Origin of the sequence: Pseudoalteromonas sp. SCQQ13 (assembly GCF_015864415.1) — a bacterium.
GTDB lineage: Bacteria > Pseudomonadota > Gammaproteobacteria > Enterobacterales > Alteromonadaceae > Pseudoalteromonas > Pseudoalteromonas nigrifaciens.
Genome location: NZ_JADYXG010000012.1, coordinates 51,428 through 66,158 on the forward strand (window position 1 = coordinate 51,428; position 14,731 = coordinate 66,158).

Below are 14,731 nucleotides of genomic sequence, written 5' to 3' on the forward strand. Positions count from 1 at the left end.
CCTGATACCTGATACCTGATACCTGATACCTGATATTAAAAACTCGTTACCCGATTAATCTCAGCTAACGAGGTCATGCCGTCGGCGGCTTTACGAATGCCCGATAAACGCAGGTTATTAAATCCGGCTTTAAGCGACACTTCAGCTATTTCTAGTGAGTTACCACCGCGCATTATAATTTGTGCTATTTCTGGGGTAATTTTCATTACTTCGTAAATACCTACACGACCTTTATAGCCATCGGTACAGTTTTCGCAACCTTTAGGAGCATACAGGGTCATTTCACTAATTTGCTGCTGGCTAAAACCTTGGCGCAGTAGTTCTTCACTAGGTAAATTCTCAGGTGTTTTACACTTAGGGCATAAGCGACGCGCTAGCCGCTGAGCTATAATTAAGCTAATTGAACTTGCTACGTTATACGCCGGTACGCCCATGTTTAATAAGCGGGTAATGGTTTCGGGTGCTGAGTTAGTATGCAAAGTCGAAAGCACTAAGTGACCTGTTTGCGCCGCTTTAATTGATATTTCGGCGGTTTCTAAGTCACGTATTTCACCTACCATTACTACATCGGGATCTTGGCGTAAAAATGCGCGTAGTGCGTTGGCAAAGGTCATATCGGCTTTTATATTAATTTGTACTTGGTTAACCCCTTCAAGGTTAATTTCTACCGGATCTTCGGCGGTACTAATATTACGCTCAGGCTGGTTTAATATATTTAAGCCGGTGTAAAGCGATACCGTTTTACCAGAGCCTGTAGGCCCAGTTACTAATATCATCCCTTGTGGTTGCTCAAGCGCATCCATATAGAGCTTTTTTTGCTCGGGTTCGTAACCTAATACATCAATACCAAGCATGGCGCTAGATGAATCAAGAATACGCATTACAATTTTTTCGCCCCATAAGGTAGGCATGGTGCTTACCCGAAAGTCGATACTTTTACGCTCGGTTATTTTTAGCTTTATGCGGCCATCTTGTGGTTTACGTTTTTCGGCAATATCAAGGCGCGACATTACTTTAATACGCGCCGAAAGCTTAGTAGCTAAACTGTTTGGTGGGCTGGCTACTTCGTGCAAAATGCCGTCAATTCTAAAACGAATTCGGTATTTGTGCTCGTAGGGTTCAAAGTGTAAATCAGACGCACCTTTTTTAATCGCATCCATTAATATTTTATTGATGTAAACAATGATTGGTGCATCGTCTTTGTCATCGTCTTTAGTGGTGTCTTTTTGGATATCGGCGTCTAGTTCGGCAAACTCTTTAAACTCGTCATCGCTTAAATTTAAGCTGCCAGTGGCATCAAGCAATTGTTCTATTTTTTTATCGAGTTGAATGTAGTCAACCACTACCACTTCGCAAGACAAGCCGGTACTAAATTCAAAGTTTTCAAATGCGCCGTAATCGGTAGGATCAGAGGCGGCAATATACACTTTTCTGCCTTTTTGTACTAAAGGCAAAATATGATGCTTACGGATCAGTTTTTCTTTTATTAACTCAGGAGAAATAAGTGCAGTATTAAAGTCTTTTAAATCAAAAAAAGGTACCCTAAATAAATCAATGCATTGCGCCGCTAAATCTTTACTGTCAATTTTTCCGCATTTAGCAATAAGCTCAGCAGTAGAGGCAAACTCTTGCTGTTTAGTTTTTACTATATCGGCATCAACACGGCCAAGGGTAATAAATTTTCTTAATAACGGTGAGTTAATATTCATTGCGCACCTGTTTAAATCCTTCAATAGTTAGCAATTTATCAGAAAAAAGCAGGGATTACATTGCCCATCACAATCTAGGCTGATTTTAGCAATTAAAATAACTGTTTTTGTAATTTATGGCTATTTTAACGCCAATTTTAAATAGCCTTTATGCAAAGCTATTAAGTCGTGCTTAACTAGAGTTAGGCTGCGATCGTTATTTAAAATATCATCTGCTTGTTGTTGTTTTTGTTCACGCGACATTTGCGCAGCAATAATACTATTTACTTGCTCTAAGCTTATGTTATCACGCTTAACCGTGCGTTCTATTTGTACGCTTTTTGGCACGTCTATAAGTAAAGTGCGGTTACAGTATTTATCTAGGCCATTTTCAAAAAGTAGCGGAGCAACCATTACCACATAAGGGCTAGTGGCGTTATTTAAATCGGCTATTATTTGGCTGCGAATAAGTGGATGTAATAGCGTATTTAACCAGTTTTTATGCTCATTATTGCTAAAAACTAGCTCGCGTAAAGCACTGCGGTTTAAATTGCCGTCGGCTAAAAGTATATCAGCACCAAAGTGTGCAACAATTGCCTTTAGCCCTTCGCTGCCTGGCTCAACTACTTGGCGCGCAATAATGTCGGCATCAACAACGCAAATATCCAGCGCTTCAAGCATATTACTTACAGCCGTTTTACCACAGCCTATACCGCCAGTTAAACCCAGTACCCAATTATTTATGTTCGTTACTTTAACCGCTTGTTCGCTCATATTAGTAGCCAATTAAATTAAAGTAGCTAGCTTGTAATTGCTCGCCCCATAACATGGTGATCCAGCCTGCAATAGCTAGGTAGGGGCCAAATGGAATGGGGGTGGCTTTGTCTTTACCCTGAATAGTTAATAGCGCAATACCAATAATGGCGCCCACTACGCTCGAGAGCAAAATAATAGTCAATAACGATTGCCAGCCAAGCAAAGCACCAAACACGGCAAGTAATTTAAAGTCGCCATAGCCCATGCCTTCTTTACCGGTAAGTAATTTAAATAACCAAAATACGCTCCATAGACTTAAATAACCACAAGCCGCGCCAATAATGGCATCGGTAGGTGTAATTGTGTAACCCATTACCGAGGCAATAAGTGCAAGCCAAACAAGCGGAAGTGTAAGCTGATCCGGCAGTAGCATGTGGTCAATATCAATAAAGGTTAGTGCTACTAAAATCCACGTTACAAAAATATATAAAAGGGCTTGCTCGGTCGTACCAAAGCTGTAGGCAACAATTAAACTTAATAGGGCAGTAATTAGCTCTACAGCAGGGTATCGGGCCGAAATAGGATTACTGCAGCTTGCGCATTTACCTTTAAGTATTAACCAACTAATAATAGGAATATTCTGCCAAGGCTTAATGGCTGTTTTGCATTTAGGGCAGGTAGAATTGGGTTTTACTAAGTTAAAAGGCTCATTGATATTGGCTTGTTTAGACTTATTAGCTGTAAGCTCATCATCTAGCAATATACGGCATTCGCTTTGCCACTCACGTTGCATCATCAGTGGTAAGCGATAAATAACCACATTTAAAAAACTACCAATACATAAACTCACCAAGCCAATACAGGTTAAATAAAACCATAATTGGCTTTGCATTACTTCTATAATACTTTGCATATAACGACCAAATAATTAAATAATGAGTTTGAAAAACCTAAATAACAGAGCCAAGTTGGAATATAGGCAAGTACATGGCAATAATTAAACCACCAACTAGCACACCTAATACGGCCATGATTAGTGGTTCTAGCAAGCTTGAGAGTCCATCTACTGCATCATCAACTTCTTGCTCATAAATAGTCGCTACTTTACCTAACATGCCATCGAGCGAGCCCGACTCCTCACCAATAGCCACCATTTGTATTACCATATCAGGGAATATTTTGGAGTTACGCATTGCCCAGTTCATTTGGTTACCCGAGCTAACCTCGGCTTTAATATCTAAAATAGCATAACGATAAACCGCATTACCTGAGGCTCCTGCAGCAGAGTCCAGCGCATCAACTAGCGGCACACCAGCAGCAAAAGTGGTCGAAAGCGTGCGGGCATAACGGGCAACAGCCGCTTTATTTAAAATCATGCCAATAACGGGGAGTTTTAATACTGCTCGGTCGGTAGCATCGCGGAGCTTTAAGCTTTTAAGGTGCGCCTCTTTAAACGCCCAACCAAATACAACAATTGCTATTAGCATCATCCACCAATATTCCTGCATAAACTCCGAGATACCAATTACAAATAAGGTAAAAGCAGGGAGTTCAGCACCAAAACCGGCAAAAATATCCTGAAATTGCGGTACTACAAATATTAGTAGTATGGAGGTAACAATAAGTGCGATAACTAATACTGCAATAGGGTAAAACATCGCTTTTTTTATTTTTGATTTAAGCGCTTCAGACTTTTCTTTATAAATAGCCACGCGGTCGAATATTTTATCTAAAGCACCAGACTGCTCGCCCGATGCTACTAAATCGCAATATAAGTCATCAAAATAACGAGGATGGCGCCTTAGTGCTTGCGATAACGGTTGGCCTGCTTTAACTTCATCGGCAATGGTTTCCATGAGTTTACCAAGGCTTTTATTAGTTGCTCCAGTACCAATCATTTCAATTGACTGTATTAGCGGTACACCCGCCATCAGCATGGTGGCAATTTGCCGAGTGACTATGGCAATATCTTTAGGGGTTATTTTTTGTAAGCGTGCACCAAATAACGGTTTGGCTTTGCGTTTAACTTTGGAGGGGGTGATACCTTGTTTACGTAATAGGGCTTTAACTAAGGATATGCTAGTACTATTGAGTTCTCCCTCAAGCTTTCTTCCTCTAGAGCTAACACCTACCCATTCAAAAGTATCTAGATTTTTGTTCTCTGTTTTTTTTTTCATAGGTAAGCTTTTTGATTTAATTGTAAAAGGCTGCTTTAAAGCAGCCTTTTATTAAGTTAGCAATATATGCTATTGCCACAAGTTTCGGTCCAACTAGTTATTTGGTCCCCTGCATTCGTTGCTCCAACTGGAGTTAAGGTGTAAGTATCTCCTACTGCAATACCATTAATAGCCTTAGGTGTTACCAGAATTACACCATCTGTAACAGAAACGGATGCAACAACTTTAGTTGCGGTTGTTGCTGGTATTCCTTTTACACCGGTATCACATTCAGTAATCGCATTTGTTAAAATACATGTTTGAACACCAGCCTTATAAGGGGCAGTTGCCAAGATCACTTCTGAGAAGTAAGCTTTTTTTGTATAATTTTGATAAGCAGGCAGTGCTACTGCTGCTAAAATACCGATGATTGCTACTACAATCATTAATTCAATTAGGGTGAAACCCTTTTGGTTCTGTTGTGTCATTGTTTTCATGTTTCCTCTCCTAAAGGATAATGTTGTGGTAAATAAGCGTTATTTAAGTAGCATTAGTGCTTGGCTTAATTTGTTTATTTAACCTGTTTATTTAAAGAACAAACTTTACTGTACAGCGTATTTTAGTTTGTATAAACAAAAGTACGCTGTGAATTTAGTTATTAAAGTTACCAATATTTAGCACTTTAATGCGTTATTTAGTTACTTTTATATTTATAAATTAGCTTATATTTTTAGGTATAGCTGTATAAATACTTAACTTTTTTATGCATTTCATTGCACTCATTAATATTAAACCAGCTAATTAGTGCTTTTATATTAATAGTACATTCATTTATAGTACAACAGCGTGAGTTTACCACTGTTTTTTACTTTTTAGTACACGGATTATATTTAAAAAAGTATTTTATTTAACAAAATGTTAAAAAGCAATCCTTTCGGGTTATTTAATGCTTTATAGCAGCTATTGTCAATGAATTAGCGCAGTTTAAATTTAAAGTCTGCGTTATTATTAATCAAATCGCATTGATAAATCGATTGATTGTAAGTTTTTTGTTAACGCTCCGCTCGATATAAAGTCTACCCCAGCTTGTGAGTAAGTTTTAAGCGTTTGTAGGGTCATATTGCCCGAAACCTCAAGTTTTGCACGTTTGTTAGTAACCACTACAGCTTGTTTAATTTGCTCTACGTTAAAGTTGTCGAGCATTATAATATCGGCACCCGCATCAAGCGCTTGTTTTAGATCAACAAGTGATTCAACTTCTACTTCTATTGGTTTGTTTGGTTGGTTTTGTTTAGCTTGCGCCACGGCTTTGTTTATACCGCCACACGCTGCTATGTGATTTTCTTTTATTAAAAACGCGTCGTATAAACCAATACGGTGGTTTGCACCGCCGCCACATTTAACGGCGTACTTTTGTAAAATACGTAAACCAGGTATGGTTTTACGGGTATCGAGTAGTTGGGTTTTTGTACCCGCAAGTTCTTTTACATAATGAGCTGTGGTAGTAGCAGTACCCGAAAGTGTTTGTACAAAGTTAAGTGCTGTACGCTCGGCAGTTAAAATAGCGCGAGCCGAGCCTGTTGCTGTAAATAAAGTACTGTTAGCTTTAACTGCATCGCCATCGTTTACTAGTACATTTACTACAACGCTTGGATCTACTTGCTTAAATACTTCAATAATTAGGTCTTTACCACAAAATATGCAGTCTTCACGGGTAATTACTTTAGCGTTCGCTTGCTCGTTTGCTGGAATAAGTTGCGCGGTAATATCACCATTTTCAGCACTTTGGTAATTTAAATCTTCACCAAGTGCAAGAGTAACTAGTTGACTAACTAAAGTGTGTGGAATAGGCATAAAAAAGCTCGTAACAGTAAATAAATTAAGCAAATTTTACTATGTTTGAATTGCAATAACCAGCTTTGTGGTAAAGGCTGGTATCAGGTTTTTGGGGAAAGCAGGTTTTAGGTTTCAGGTGTCAGGTTTTAGGGAAGAGCAGGTTTCAGGTTTTAAGTAGAGATAAGCTCGGTGTTTAAATTACCTGTAGGCGAGGGGGTTGCCACCGCGCCGCACGTAGTGCGAAAAACATATTCACAAAGAGGCTAAGAGGGCGCTGCGCTTTAGAGGAGTAATAAGTAAATTAGTTGTTTAAGTGGCTTCTCATTTGCTCTCATTGTCTTCTCTTTGTGAAAAGGGTCGGTTTTAGGTAAAGATCAAAGCAAGCTCAGTGTTTAGGTTACACGTAGGCGGGGCTTTATGCCGCGCTGATTAAAATTTAAAAACAGCGCGAGGTAAACTCCCGCCTACAAGTTCGCTGGTTGGTAAGCTTTTATTACTGCGTCTATCATTTTTAAATTAAATCCTTTAGCATCGATGTTATGTAGATCTTTTGATTTAAATTATGAACATAGATTTAAATGGGGTGGTAAATTGTGCTGTGCAGCGTGGTTGTTCGCATTTTGATGAGCGCCCGAGTGATACTGATGTTTCGTTATTGGTAATTCACAATATATCCTTGCCGGCGGGGCAGTTTGGCACGCCTTATGTTGATGATTTATTTATGGGTACGCTTAATTGTGAAGCGCATAGCAGCTTTAGCGATTTACACGGTGTGCGGGTGTCGGCACATTGCTTTATTAAACGCAGCGGTGAGCTAGTGCAGTACGTGCCATTTACTAAGCGAGCATGGCATGCTGGGGCGTCTGAGTTTAACGGGCAAACTAACTGCAATAACTTTAGTATAGGCATTGAGCTTGAGGGAACCGACACCACCGCTTATACTTTAGCGCAATACACTAGTTTAAAAATATTAAGTAAAGCCATAATGCAACGCTATCCAAATATAACAACAGAGCGAATTGTAGGGCATTGCGATATAGCACCAGGGCGAAAAACAGACCCTGGTAGTAGCTTTAATTGGCATTTATTTTTAACTATGCTTAAACAATCAGGCTAAGTGAGTAACAACAATGATTTTGGTTTCGATAATAATTGCATTAATACTTGAGCGCTTAGGTGCTCGTTCAGCCCATTGGCAAATTAGCTACTACGCAGACGGTTACGTAAATCGCTCGGCAAACCTGCTCACTAATAAAGGCGTATTTGGCTCGGGTGTTGGCTTTTTAGTGTGGCTACTTTTACCTGTACTGGCTATTGGTTGTTTATATTTGCTGTCTGACTTTGTGCTGTGGCAACTTATTTTTAATGTAACAATATTATTAGTCTGCTTTGGTTGTGCTAAGCAGCGTGCCTTATATAAGTCGTACTTAAATGCTTTAACCCGAGATGATAAAACCGCAGCCACTTTATATGCACTGCAAATGGGGCAAAACCGTACAGAAGAAGAACAAGACGGCGAAACAGTTGGGCAAACCCTGGCATGGGTTAACTTTAGATTTTACTGCGCGGTGATTTTTTGGTTTGTAATATTAGGCGTAGCCGGTGCGGTTTTATATGCACTAGTACGCACATTCGCCGATTTAGTAACGCAAGATGACGACGAAATAATAGCAAAGCATTCTAAAATGCTACACAGATTATTATTTTGGCTTGACTGGTTACCAGCGCGTATTACCAGCTTTGGTTATTTAGTAATAGGTAACTTTAATAAAGGCACTAGTTGCTGGTTACGCTACGCGCTTGATTTTTCAAGCCCTAACCGCAAAGTGGTTACTTACACCGCCTTAGCCGCAGAGCAAGTAGAAAAACGCTACTACGACTGCGCGTACGAAGCCACTTGTATGATTAAACTGGTAAAACGTAATGTATTGTTTTATTTAGTACTGATTGCATTATTAACCCTGTTTGGTGGGCTGGATTAAAGGGCAGGCTTTAGGTGTCAGGTTTTAGGTAGAGATAAAGCCAAGCTCGATGTTTGAGGTTATGCCTAGGCGAGGGGCTTGCCACCGCGCACGTAGTGCGAATGTTTTAAGTAATTATAGTTTTTGTTAAAAATATCGCGCCAGCAAGCTTGGCACTTACAAATTCCAGACAAAAGATAAAACTAAGCACGGTGTTTGGATTGTGTAAGTGCGGTTTTACACCTCACCTTACAAAAAAGATACTATTTCACAAAGAGAAGGCATGAGAGTAAATGAGAAAACATTAAAAAGTTAGCATTTTAAGCTATTACTTTTCACTGCTCTAAAGCGCAGCGCCCTCTTAGCCTCTTTGTGAATAAACGGGCTGTAATTAAGTTACACTGCGGGCTATGGGGTGTTTACTTATTTTTGACTACTAACACCTAAACTATCCGTTATCACTTTTACCCTCCCTGGTCTGACCAATTTATTTTCGTCTCATTTACCTTTCTTTATTTATACTATTTTGTGTATTCTTTAAACTTTGCGCTGAATGCGTTACGCTGGCTAAGTGTCCTTAAAGCTACTGTAAATTGACAGCAATTAGGCTTTTTGTTACCGTATGTCAAAATTTGGTATGACCAATTTACCTTTTGGCTAAATTGTTCAGTTCAAAGCCTGGTTTTAAGGGCTTTTGGTATTTATACAACGCGGACGTTGACTGATGTCTTTAAAGATTAAAGCTGCAAAATTATCGGATGTGATTTTACAACAACTTGAGAACATGATTCTTGAGGGGTCGTTGGCACCAGGCGAAAAATTGCCACCGGAGCGTGAGTTAGCTAAGCAATTTGAAGTGTCGCGGCCATCACTGCGCGAAGCAATTCAAAAGCTTGAAGCGAAAGGTTTAGTAACCAGACGCCAAGGTGGCGGTACGTATGTAAAAAATCAGCTCGAAGAAGGGCTTACTGATCCGCTGTTTGATTTGATCAGTAAACACCCTGAGTCGCAGTTTGATTTACTTGAATTTCGCCATGCATTAGAAGGGATTGCTGCGTATTACGCTGCACTGCGTGGCACCAATAACGATTTTATTAAAGTAAAACAAAGCTTTGATCAAATTGCTTTGGTACAAGACGACTTACAACAAAAAGCGAAAGCAATAAATGCTTTTCATTTTTGTATTGCAGAGGCGTCACATAACATTGTTTTACTACATTTAGTGAGAGGCATGCAGGCATTGCTTGAGCAAAATGTATTGCAAAATTTAACCGTGTTATTAACAAAATCAGATATCAGTAACCAATTAGGCCACCACCGTGGCTTGCTAATGGATGCTGTTATTGAAGGTAAGCCCGAAGAAGCACGCTTAGCTAGTAATGCGCATTTAGCCTATATAGAAGAAGCATTACTGGAAGCGGGTAAAGAACATTCGCGAATTGAACGCAGTTTAAGACGCACTAAACAAAATTAAGCAAATACATCCTTACTCAAAATTAGTAAGTGGGATGTGTTAAATACACAACATTCGTATTTTAAACATAAGGAAACCTCCATATGTCTGAAGTCAATAAAATTGACGTAGACGCGCTAGAAACACAAGAGTGGTTACAAGCTCTTGAATCGGTTGTGCGCGAAGAAGGTGTTGAACGAGCTCAGTTTTTACTTGAGCAAGTGTTAGAGCAAGCCCGTTTAGATGGCGTAGATATGCCAACGGGTATTACCACTAACTACGTCAATACAATTCCGGTAGAGCAAGAACCTGCTTACCCGGGAGATGTAAATATTGAACGCCGTATTCGTTCAATAATTCGTTGGAACGCGATAATGATTGTATTGCGTGCATCGAAAAAAGATCTCGATTTAGGCGGCCATATGGCGTCTTACCAATCGTCTGCGGCATTTTATGAAGTGTGTTTTAACCACTTTTTTAAAGCACCAAACGATGTAGACGGCGGCGACTTAGTTTATTACCAGGGGCATATTTCTCCGGGTATTTATGCACGCGCATTTGTAGAAGGGCGTTTATCGGCATCGCAGCTAGATAACTTCCGTCAAGAAGTAGGTGGCGAAGGTTTACCGTCGTACCCGCATCCTAAATTAATGCCTGAATTTTGGCAGTTTCCTACGGTTTCTATGGGCCTTGGTCCTATTTCGTCTATTTACCAAGCACGCTTTTTAAAATACCTAGACGGCCGTGGCTTAAAAGACACTAAAAACCAACGTGTATATGCGTTTTTAGGTGATGGCGAAATGGATGAGCCAGAATCACGTGGCGCTATTTCATTTGCTGCACGCGAAAAGCTAGACAACCTATGTTACTTAGTTAACTGTAACTTACAGCGCCTAGATGGCCCAGTTATGGGTAACGGTAAAATTATTCAAGAGCTAGAGGGCCTATTTAAAGGCGCTGGCTGGAACGTAATTAAGCTAGTGTGGGGCAGCGGTTGGGATATATTACTGGCTAAAGATAAAACCGGTAAGTTATTACAACTAATGAACGAAACGGTTGACGGCGATTACCAAACGTATAAAGCAAAAAATGGCGCGTATGTACGTGAACATTTCTTTGGTCGTTACCCTGAAACAGCAGCACTTGTTGCTGATATGACAGATGACGAAATTTTTGCGCTTAAGCGTGGTGGTCATGAGCCATCTAAATTATTTGCAGCATTTAAAAAAGCAGAAGAAACCAAAGGTCGTCCTACTGTTATTCTTGCTAAAACCGTTAAAGGTTACGGCATGGGTGAAGCGGCTGAAGGTAAAAACATTGCGCACCAAGTTAAAAAAATGGACATGTCGCATGTTGCACACCTACGCTCACGCCTAGGTCTTGACGATTTAATATCTGAAGAGCAACTAACCGAACTGCCTTATTTAACGCTTGAAGAAGGCACTCCTGAGCACACTTACTTACACGCTCGTCGTGAAGAGCTTAAAGGTTATACACCTAAGCGTATTGCGCGCTTTAGCGAAAAGCTAACAGTGCCAGAAGTAGAGGCGTTTAACCCGCTACTTGAAGAACAAAAACGTGATATTTCTACCACTATGGGTTTTGTTCGTGCACTTAATATTTTATTAAAAGACAAAGGCATTGGTAAAAACATAGTACCTATTATTGCCGACGAAGCACGTACCTTTGGTATGGAAGGTTTGTTCCGCCAAATTGGTATTTATAACCCGCATGGCCAAAACTACACACCTCAAGATCGCGATATTGTTTCTTACTATAAAGAAGCTACATCGGGTCAAGTACTGCAAGAAGGTATTAACGAGTTAGGTGCAATGTCGTCATGGGTTGCTGCAGCAACATCGTACAGCACCAACGATTTACCAATGATCCCATTTTACATTTACTACTCTATGTTTGGTTTCCAACGCGTTGGCGACATGGCATGGATGGCAGGCGATCAGCAAGCACGTGGTTTCTTACTAGGTGCAACAGCCGGTCGTACTACGCTTAACGGCGAAGGCTTACAACACGAAGATGGCCACAGCCATATTCTTGCCAGCACAGTACCTAACTGTATTTCTTACGATCCAACGTACGCATACGAAGTAGCGGTTATCATTCAAGATGGTATTCGTCGTATGTATGGTGACGATCAAGAAAACATTTACTACTACTTAACGTTAATGAACGAAAACTACCATCAACCAGCTATGCCAGAAGGTGCTGAAGAAGGTATTCGTAAAGGTATTTACAAGCTAGAAAGCTACGCAGGCAAAAAAGCCAACGTACAGCTATTAAGCTCGGGTACTATTATGACTGAAGTACGTAAAGCAGCTAAAGTATTGAGCGAAGACTACGGTGTTGCGTCTGACGTATTCTCAGTAACGTCTTTTAACGAGCTAACGCGCGATGGCCAAGATGTTGAGCGCTTTAACATGCTTAACCCTGAAGGCGAGCAAAAAACAGCGTATATCACTAGCGTATTAAACGATTCAGTAACGGTTGCAGCAACCGATTACATGAAAAACTACGCAGAGCAAGCGCGTTCGTTTATCCCTAGCAATAACTATAAAGTGTTAGGCACCGATGGTTACGGCCGCTCTGATAGCCGCGAAAACCTTCGTCGTCACTTTGAAGTTAACGCAGACTACGTTGTAGTTGCTACGTTATCTGAACTTGCTAAACGTGGTGAAGTTGAAAAGTCGGTAGTTATTGAAGCACTTAAAAAGTTCAATATCGACACCAACAAACTTAACCCACTGTACGCATAAGAGGTTTGCAATGAGTATTGAAATTAAAGTACCCGATATCGGTGGTGATGAAGTAGAAGTAACCGAAATCTTAGTAGCCGTTGGCGACGTTGTTGAAGTTGACCAAGCATTACTAACCGTTGAAGGCGACAAAGCATCAATGGAAGTACCGGCCGACACCGCTGGCACAGTAAAAGAGATTAAAGTAAGCGTTGGCGACAACGTAGCTACTGGATCTTTAGTGTTTATCTTTGAAGGCGAGAGTGAAGGCGAAAGTGCAGATAAAAGCGCAAGTGCAGACAAAAGCGACAGTGCAGCAGAGCAAAAAGCGCCTGCAACTGACGCTAAACCAGCACCAGCGGCTTCTAGCTCTGCAGCACAAGACGTAACCTTGCCAGATATTGGCGATGACGAAGTTGAAGTAACTGAAATTTTAGTAGCCGTTGGCGACAGCGTTAGCGAAGATCAGTCTATTTTAAGCGTTGAAGGCGACAAAGCGTCAATGGAAGTACCTGCGCCGTTTGCTGGCACAGTTAAAGAAATTAAAGTAGCGACTGGCGATACAGTAAAAACCGGTTCATTGGTATTTGTATTTGAAGTAGCGGGTAGTGAGTCTGCAGCACCAGCTGCTGAGTCAACACCAGCCGAAACTAAAGCAGCACCGGCAGCCGAGCAAAGCTCAGTATCAAGCACAAAAGAAGTTAACGTGCCTGATATTGGTGGCGACGAAGTTGAAGTGACCGAAGTTTTAGTAGCCGTTGGCGACAGCGTTACTGAAGATCAATCGTTACTAAACGTTGAAGGCGACAAAGCAGCAATGGAGCTTCCTGCGCCGTTTGCTGGCACAGTTAAAGAAATTAAAGTAGCTACTGGCGACAAAGTATCGACCGGCTCGTTAATTTTTGTTTTTGAAGTTGCTGGTGGCGCACCTGCTGCAGCCGCTAAACCTGAAGCCGAAAAATCAGCACCTGCTGCTAAAAGCGAAAAGCCAGCACCAAAAGCCGAAACAGCGACGCAATCTGCTCCAGCAGCTAGCAACGAAAGCTTTGCTGATAACAGCGCGTATGCACATGCATCGCCTGTGGTACGCCGCTTAGCACGTGAGTTTGGTATAAACCTAGCTAACGTAAAAGGCTCTGGTCGTAAAAACCGCGTAGTAAAAGAAGACGTGCAAAACTATGTTAAAAACTTAGTTAAGCAAGTTGAATCTGGTCAATTGTCGGCAGGTAAAGGCAACGCAGGCGGCAGTGAGCTTGGGCTTATTCCATGGCCTAAAGTTGATTTTGCTAAGTTTGGCGAAATTGAAGAGAAAAAGCTATCGCGTATTCAAAAGCTATCGGGTAAAAACTTACACCGTAACTGGGTGCAAATCCCACATGTTACTCAGTTCGACGAAGCCGATATAACCAGCCTTGAAGAATTCCGTAAAGAGCAAAATGCCCTTAACGAGAAGAAAAAGCTAGGTGTTAAAATTACGCCATTAGTATTTGTAATGAAAGCCGCAGCAAAAGCATTGGCCGAATTTCCAACTATTAACTCGTCACTGTCTAACGACGGCGAAAGCTTAATTCTTAAAAAGTACATTAATATTGGTGTAGCGGTTGATACGCCAAATGGTTTAGTAGTACCTGTGTTTAAAGATGTTGATAAAAAAGGCATTATTGAACTATCGCGCGAGCTAATGGAAGTATCTGTTAAAGCACGCGACGGTAAGCTTACCTCGGCAGATATGCAAGGTGGCTGTTTTACTATTTCAAGCTTAGGCGGTATTGGCGGTACGGCATTTACGCCGATTGTTAACGCGCCAGAAGTGGCTATTTTAGGTGTGTCTAAATCTGAAATGAAGCCAAAATGGAATGGTAAAGAGTTTGAACCAAAACTTATGGTGCCATTGTCAATGTCGTACGACCATAGAGTGATTGACGGTGCGCTAGCAGCACGCTTTACTGTTACGCTGGCAAGCTACATGAGCGATATTCGTCAATTAGTGATGTAATTGCTAAAAATGTATGAAATCAAATCCCAGCCAGTTGTTTTTTGCTGGGATTTTTACCATTTGCAATGATACAATCTTTGCACAGAATTTCTGCCTCGCAGAAGCATGGCAGTTAAACCTTGGGGCTGTGTCCCG

General features: G+C 40.9%; 11 protein-coding genes. 5 read left to right on the top strand and 6 right to left on the bottom strand.

Annotation, left to right across the window (positions count from 1 at the left end):
- Positions 1–35: 35 nt before the first annotated feature.
- From pilB to nadC, 6 genes are all read right to left on the bottom strand, one after another.
- Positions 36–1,709 (bottom strand): type IV-A pilus assembly ATPase PilB, encoded by a 1,674-nt coding sequence (pilB, locus tag I6F41_RS11230; RefSeq protein ID WP_192532788.1) that lies wholly within the window; start codon positions 1,707–1,709, stop codon positions 36–38.
- A 120-nt stretch (positions 1,710–1,829) separates the two neighbouring features.
- A complete protein-coding gene (gene coaE / locus I6F41_RS11235) occupies positions 1,830–2,462 on the bottom strand; it encodes a dephospho-CoA kinase (protein WP_197108423.1) in 633 nt (210 codons plus the stop codon).
- Between the two features lies 1 nt (position 2,463).
- Positions 2,464–3,357, bottom strand: a complete 894-nt coding sequence (locus tag I6F41_RS11240; RefSeq protein WP_197108424.1) for a prepilin peptidase — start codon at positions 3,355–3,357, stop codon at positions 2,464–2,466.
- A 37-nt stretch (positions 3,358–3,394) separates the two neighbouring features.
- A complete protein-coding gene (locus tag I6F41_RS11245; RefSeq protein WP_197108425.1) occupies positions 3,395–4,621 on the bottom strand; it encodes a type II secretion system F family protein in 1,227 nt (408 codons plus the stop codon).
- Between the two features lie 56 nt (positions 4,622–4,677).
- Positions 4,678–5,097: a pilin gene (locus I6F41_RS11250; protein WP_197108426.1), complete on the bottom strand. Its 420-nt coding sequence runs from the start codon at positions 5,095–5,097 to the stop codon at positions 4,678–4,680.
- 511 nt (positions 5,098–5,608) lie between these two features.
- Positions 5,609–6,454, bottom strand: a complete 846-nt coding sequence (gene nadC, locus I6F41_RS11255) for a carboxylating nicotinate-nucleotide diphosphorylase (protein ID WP_182684030.1) — start codon at positions 6,452–6,454, stop codon at positions 5,609–5,611.
- Between the two features lie 544 nt (positions 6,455–6,998).
- Between nadC and ampD the strand changes: the two genes are divergently transcribed.
- The 5 genes from ampD to aceF all read left to right on the top strand — a co-directional run bounded on the left by ampD (position 6,999) and on the right by aceF (position 14,596).
- On the top strand, positions 6,999–7,553 hold the full coding sequence (gene ampD, locus I6F41_RS11260) for a 1,6-anhydro-N-acetylmuramyl-L-alanine amidase AmpD (RefSeq protein ID WP_197108427.1): 555 nt from the start codon (positions 6,999–7,001) through the stop codon (positions 7,551–7,553).
- A gap of 13 nt (positions 7,554–7,566) precedes the next feature.
- A complete protein-coding gene (gene ampE / locus I6F41_RS11265; protein WP_011327100.1) occupies positions 7,567–8,418 on the top strand; it encodes a beta-lactamase regulator AmpE in 852 nt (283 codons plus the stop codon).
- Positions 8,419–9,121: 703 nt separating this feature from the next.
- Positions 9,122–9,871, top strand: a complete 750-nt coding sequence (gene pdhR, locus I6F41_RS11270) for a pyruvate dehydrogenase complex transcriptional repressor PdhR (protein ID WP_011327101.1) — start codon at positions 9,122–9,124, stop codon at positions 9,869–9,871.
- A gap of 83 nt (positions 9,872–9,954) precedes the next feature.
- Positions 9,955–12,621: a pyruvate dehydrogenase (acetyl-transferring), homodimeric type gene (gene aceE, locus I6F41_RS11275; protein ID WP_011327102.1), complete on the top strand. Its 2,667-nt coding sequence runs from the start codon at positions 9,955–9,957 to the stop codon at positions 12,619–12,621.
- Between the two features lie 10 nt (positions 12,622–12,631).
- Positions 12,632–14,596 carry a pyruvate dehydrogenase complex dihydrolipoyllysine-residue acetyltransferase gene (gene aceF, locus I6F41_RS11280; protein ID WP_197108428.1) on the top strand — a complete coding sequence of 655 codons (1,965 nt, stop codon included), beginning with the start codon at positions 12,632–12,634 and terminating at the stop codon, positions 14,594–14,596.
- Positions 14,597–14,731: the final 135 nt, after the last annotated feature.

What these genes read in the sequence shown, in the direction of transcription:
- pilB (WP_192532788.1), bottom strand. Translation starts at nt 1,709, where the DNA reads ATGAATATTAACTCACCGTTATTAAGAAAATTTATTACCCTTGGCCGT.
- coaE (WP_197108423.1), bottom strand. Translation starts at nt 2,462, where the DNA reads ATGAGCGAACAAGCGGTTAAAGTAACGAACATAAATAATTGGGTACTG.
- I6F41_RS11240 (WP_197108424.1), bottom strand. Translation starts at nt 3,357, where the DNA reads ATGCAAAGTATTATAGAAGTAATGCAAAGCCAATTATGGTTTTATTTA.
- I6F41_RS11245 (WP_197108425.1), bottom strand. Translation starts at nt 4,621, where the DNA reads ATGAAAAAAAAAACAGAGAACAAAAATCTAGATACTTTTGAATGGGTA.
- I6F41_RS11250 (WP_197108426.1), bottom strand. Translation starts at nt 5,097, where the DNA reads ATGAAAACAATGACACAACAGAACCAAAAGGGTTTCACCCTAATTGAA.
- nadC (WP_182684030.1), bottom strand. Translation starts at nt 6,454, where the DNA reads ATGCCTATTCCACACACTTTAGTTAGTCAACTAGTTACTCTTGCACTT.
- ampD (WP_197108427.1), top strand. Translation starts at nt 6,999, where the DNA reads ATGAACATAGATTTAAATGGGGTGGTAAATTGTGCTGTGCAGCGTGGT.
- ampE (WP_011327100.1), top strand. Translation starts at nt 7,567, where the DNA reads ATGATTTTGGTTTCGATAATAATTGCATTAATACTTGAGCGCTTAGGT.
- pdhR (WP_011327101.1), top strand. Translation starts at nt 9,122, where the DNA reads ATGTCTTTAAAGATTAAAGCTGCAAAATTATCGGATGTGATTTTACAA.
- aceE (WP_011327102.1), top strand. Translation starts at nt 9,955, where the DNA reads ATGTCTGAAGTCAATAAAATTGACGTAGACGCGCTAGAAACACAAGAG.
- aceF (WP_197108428.1), top strand. Translation starts at nt 12,632, where the DNA reads ATGAGTATTGAAATTAAAGTACCCGATATCGGTGGTGATGAAGTAGAA.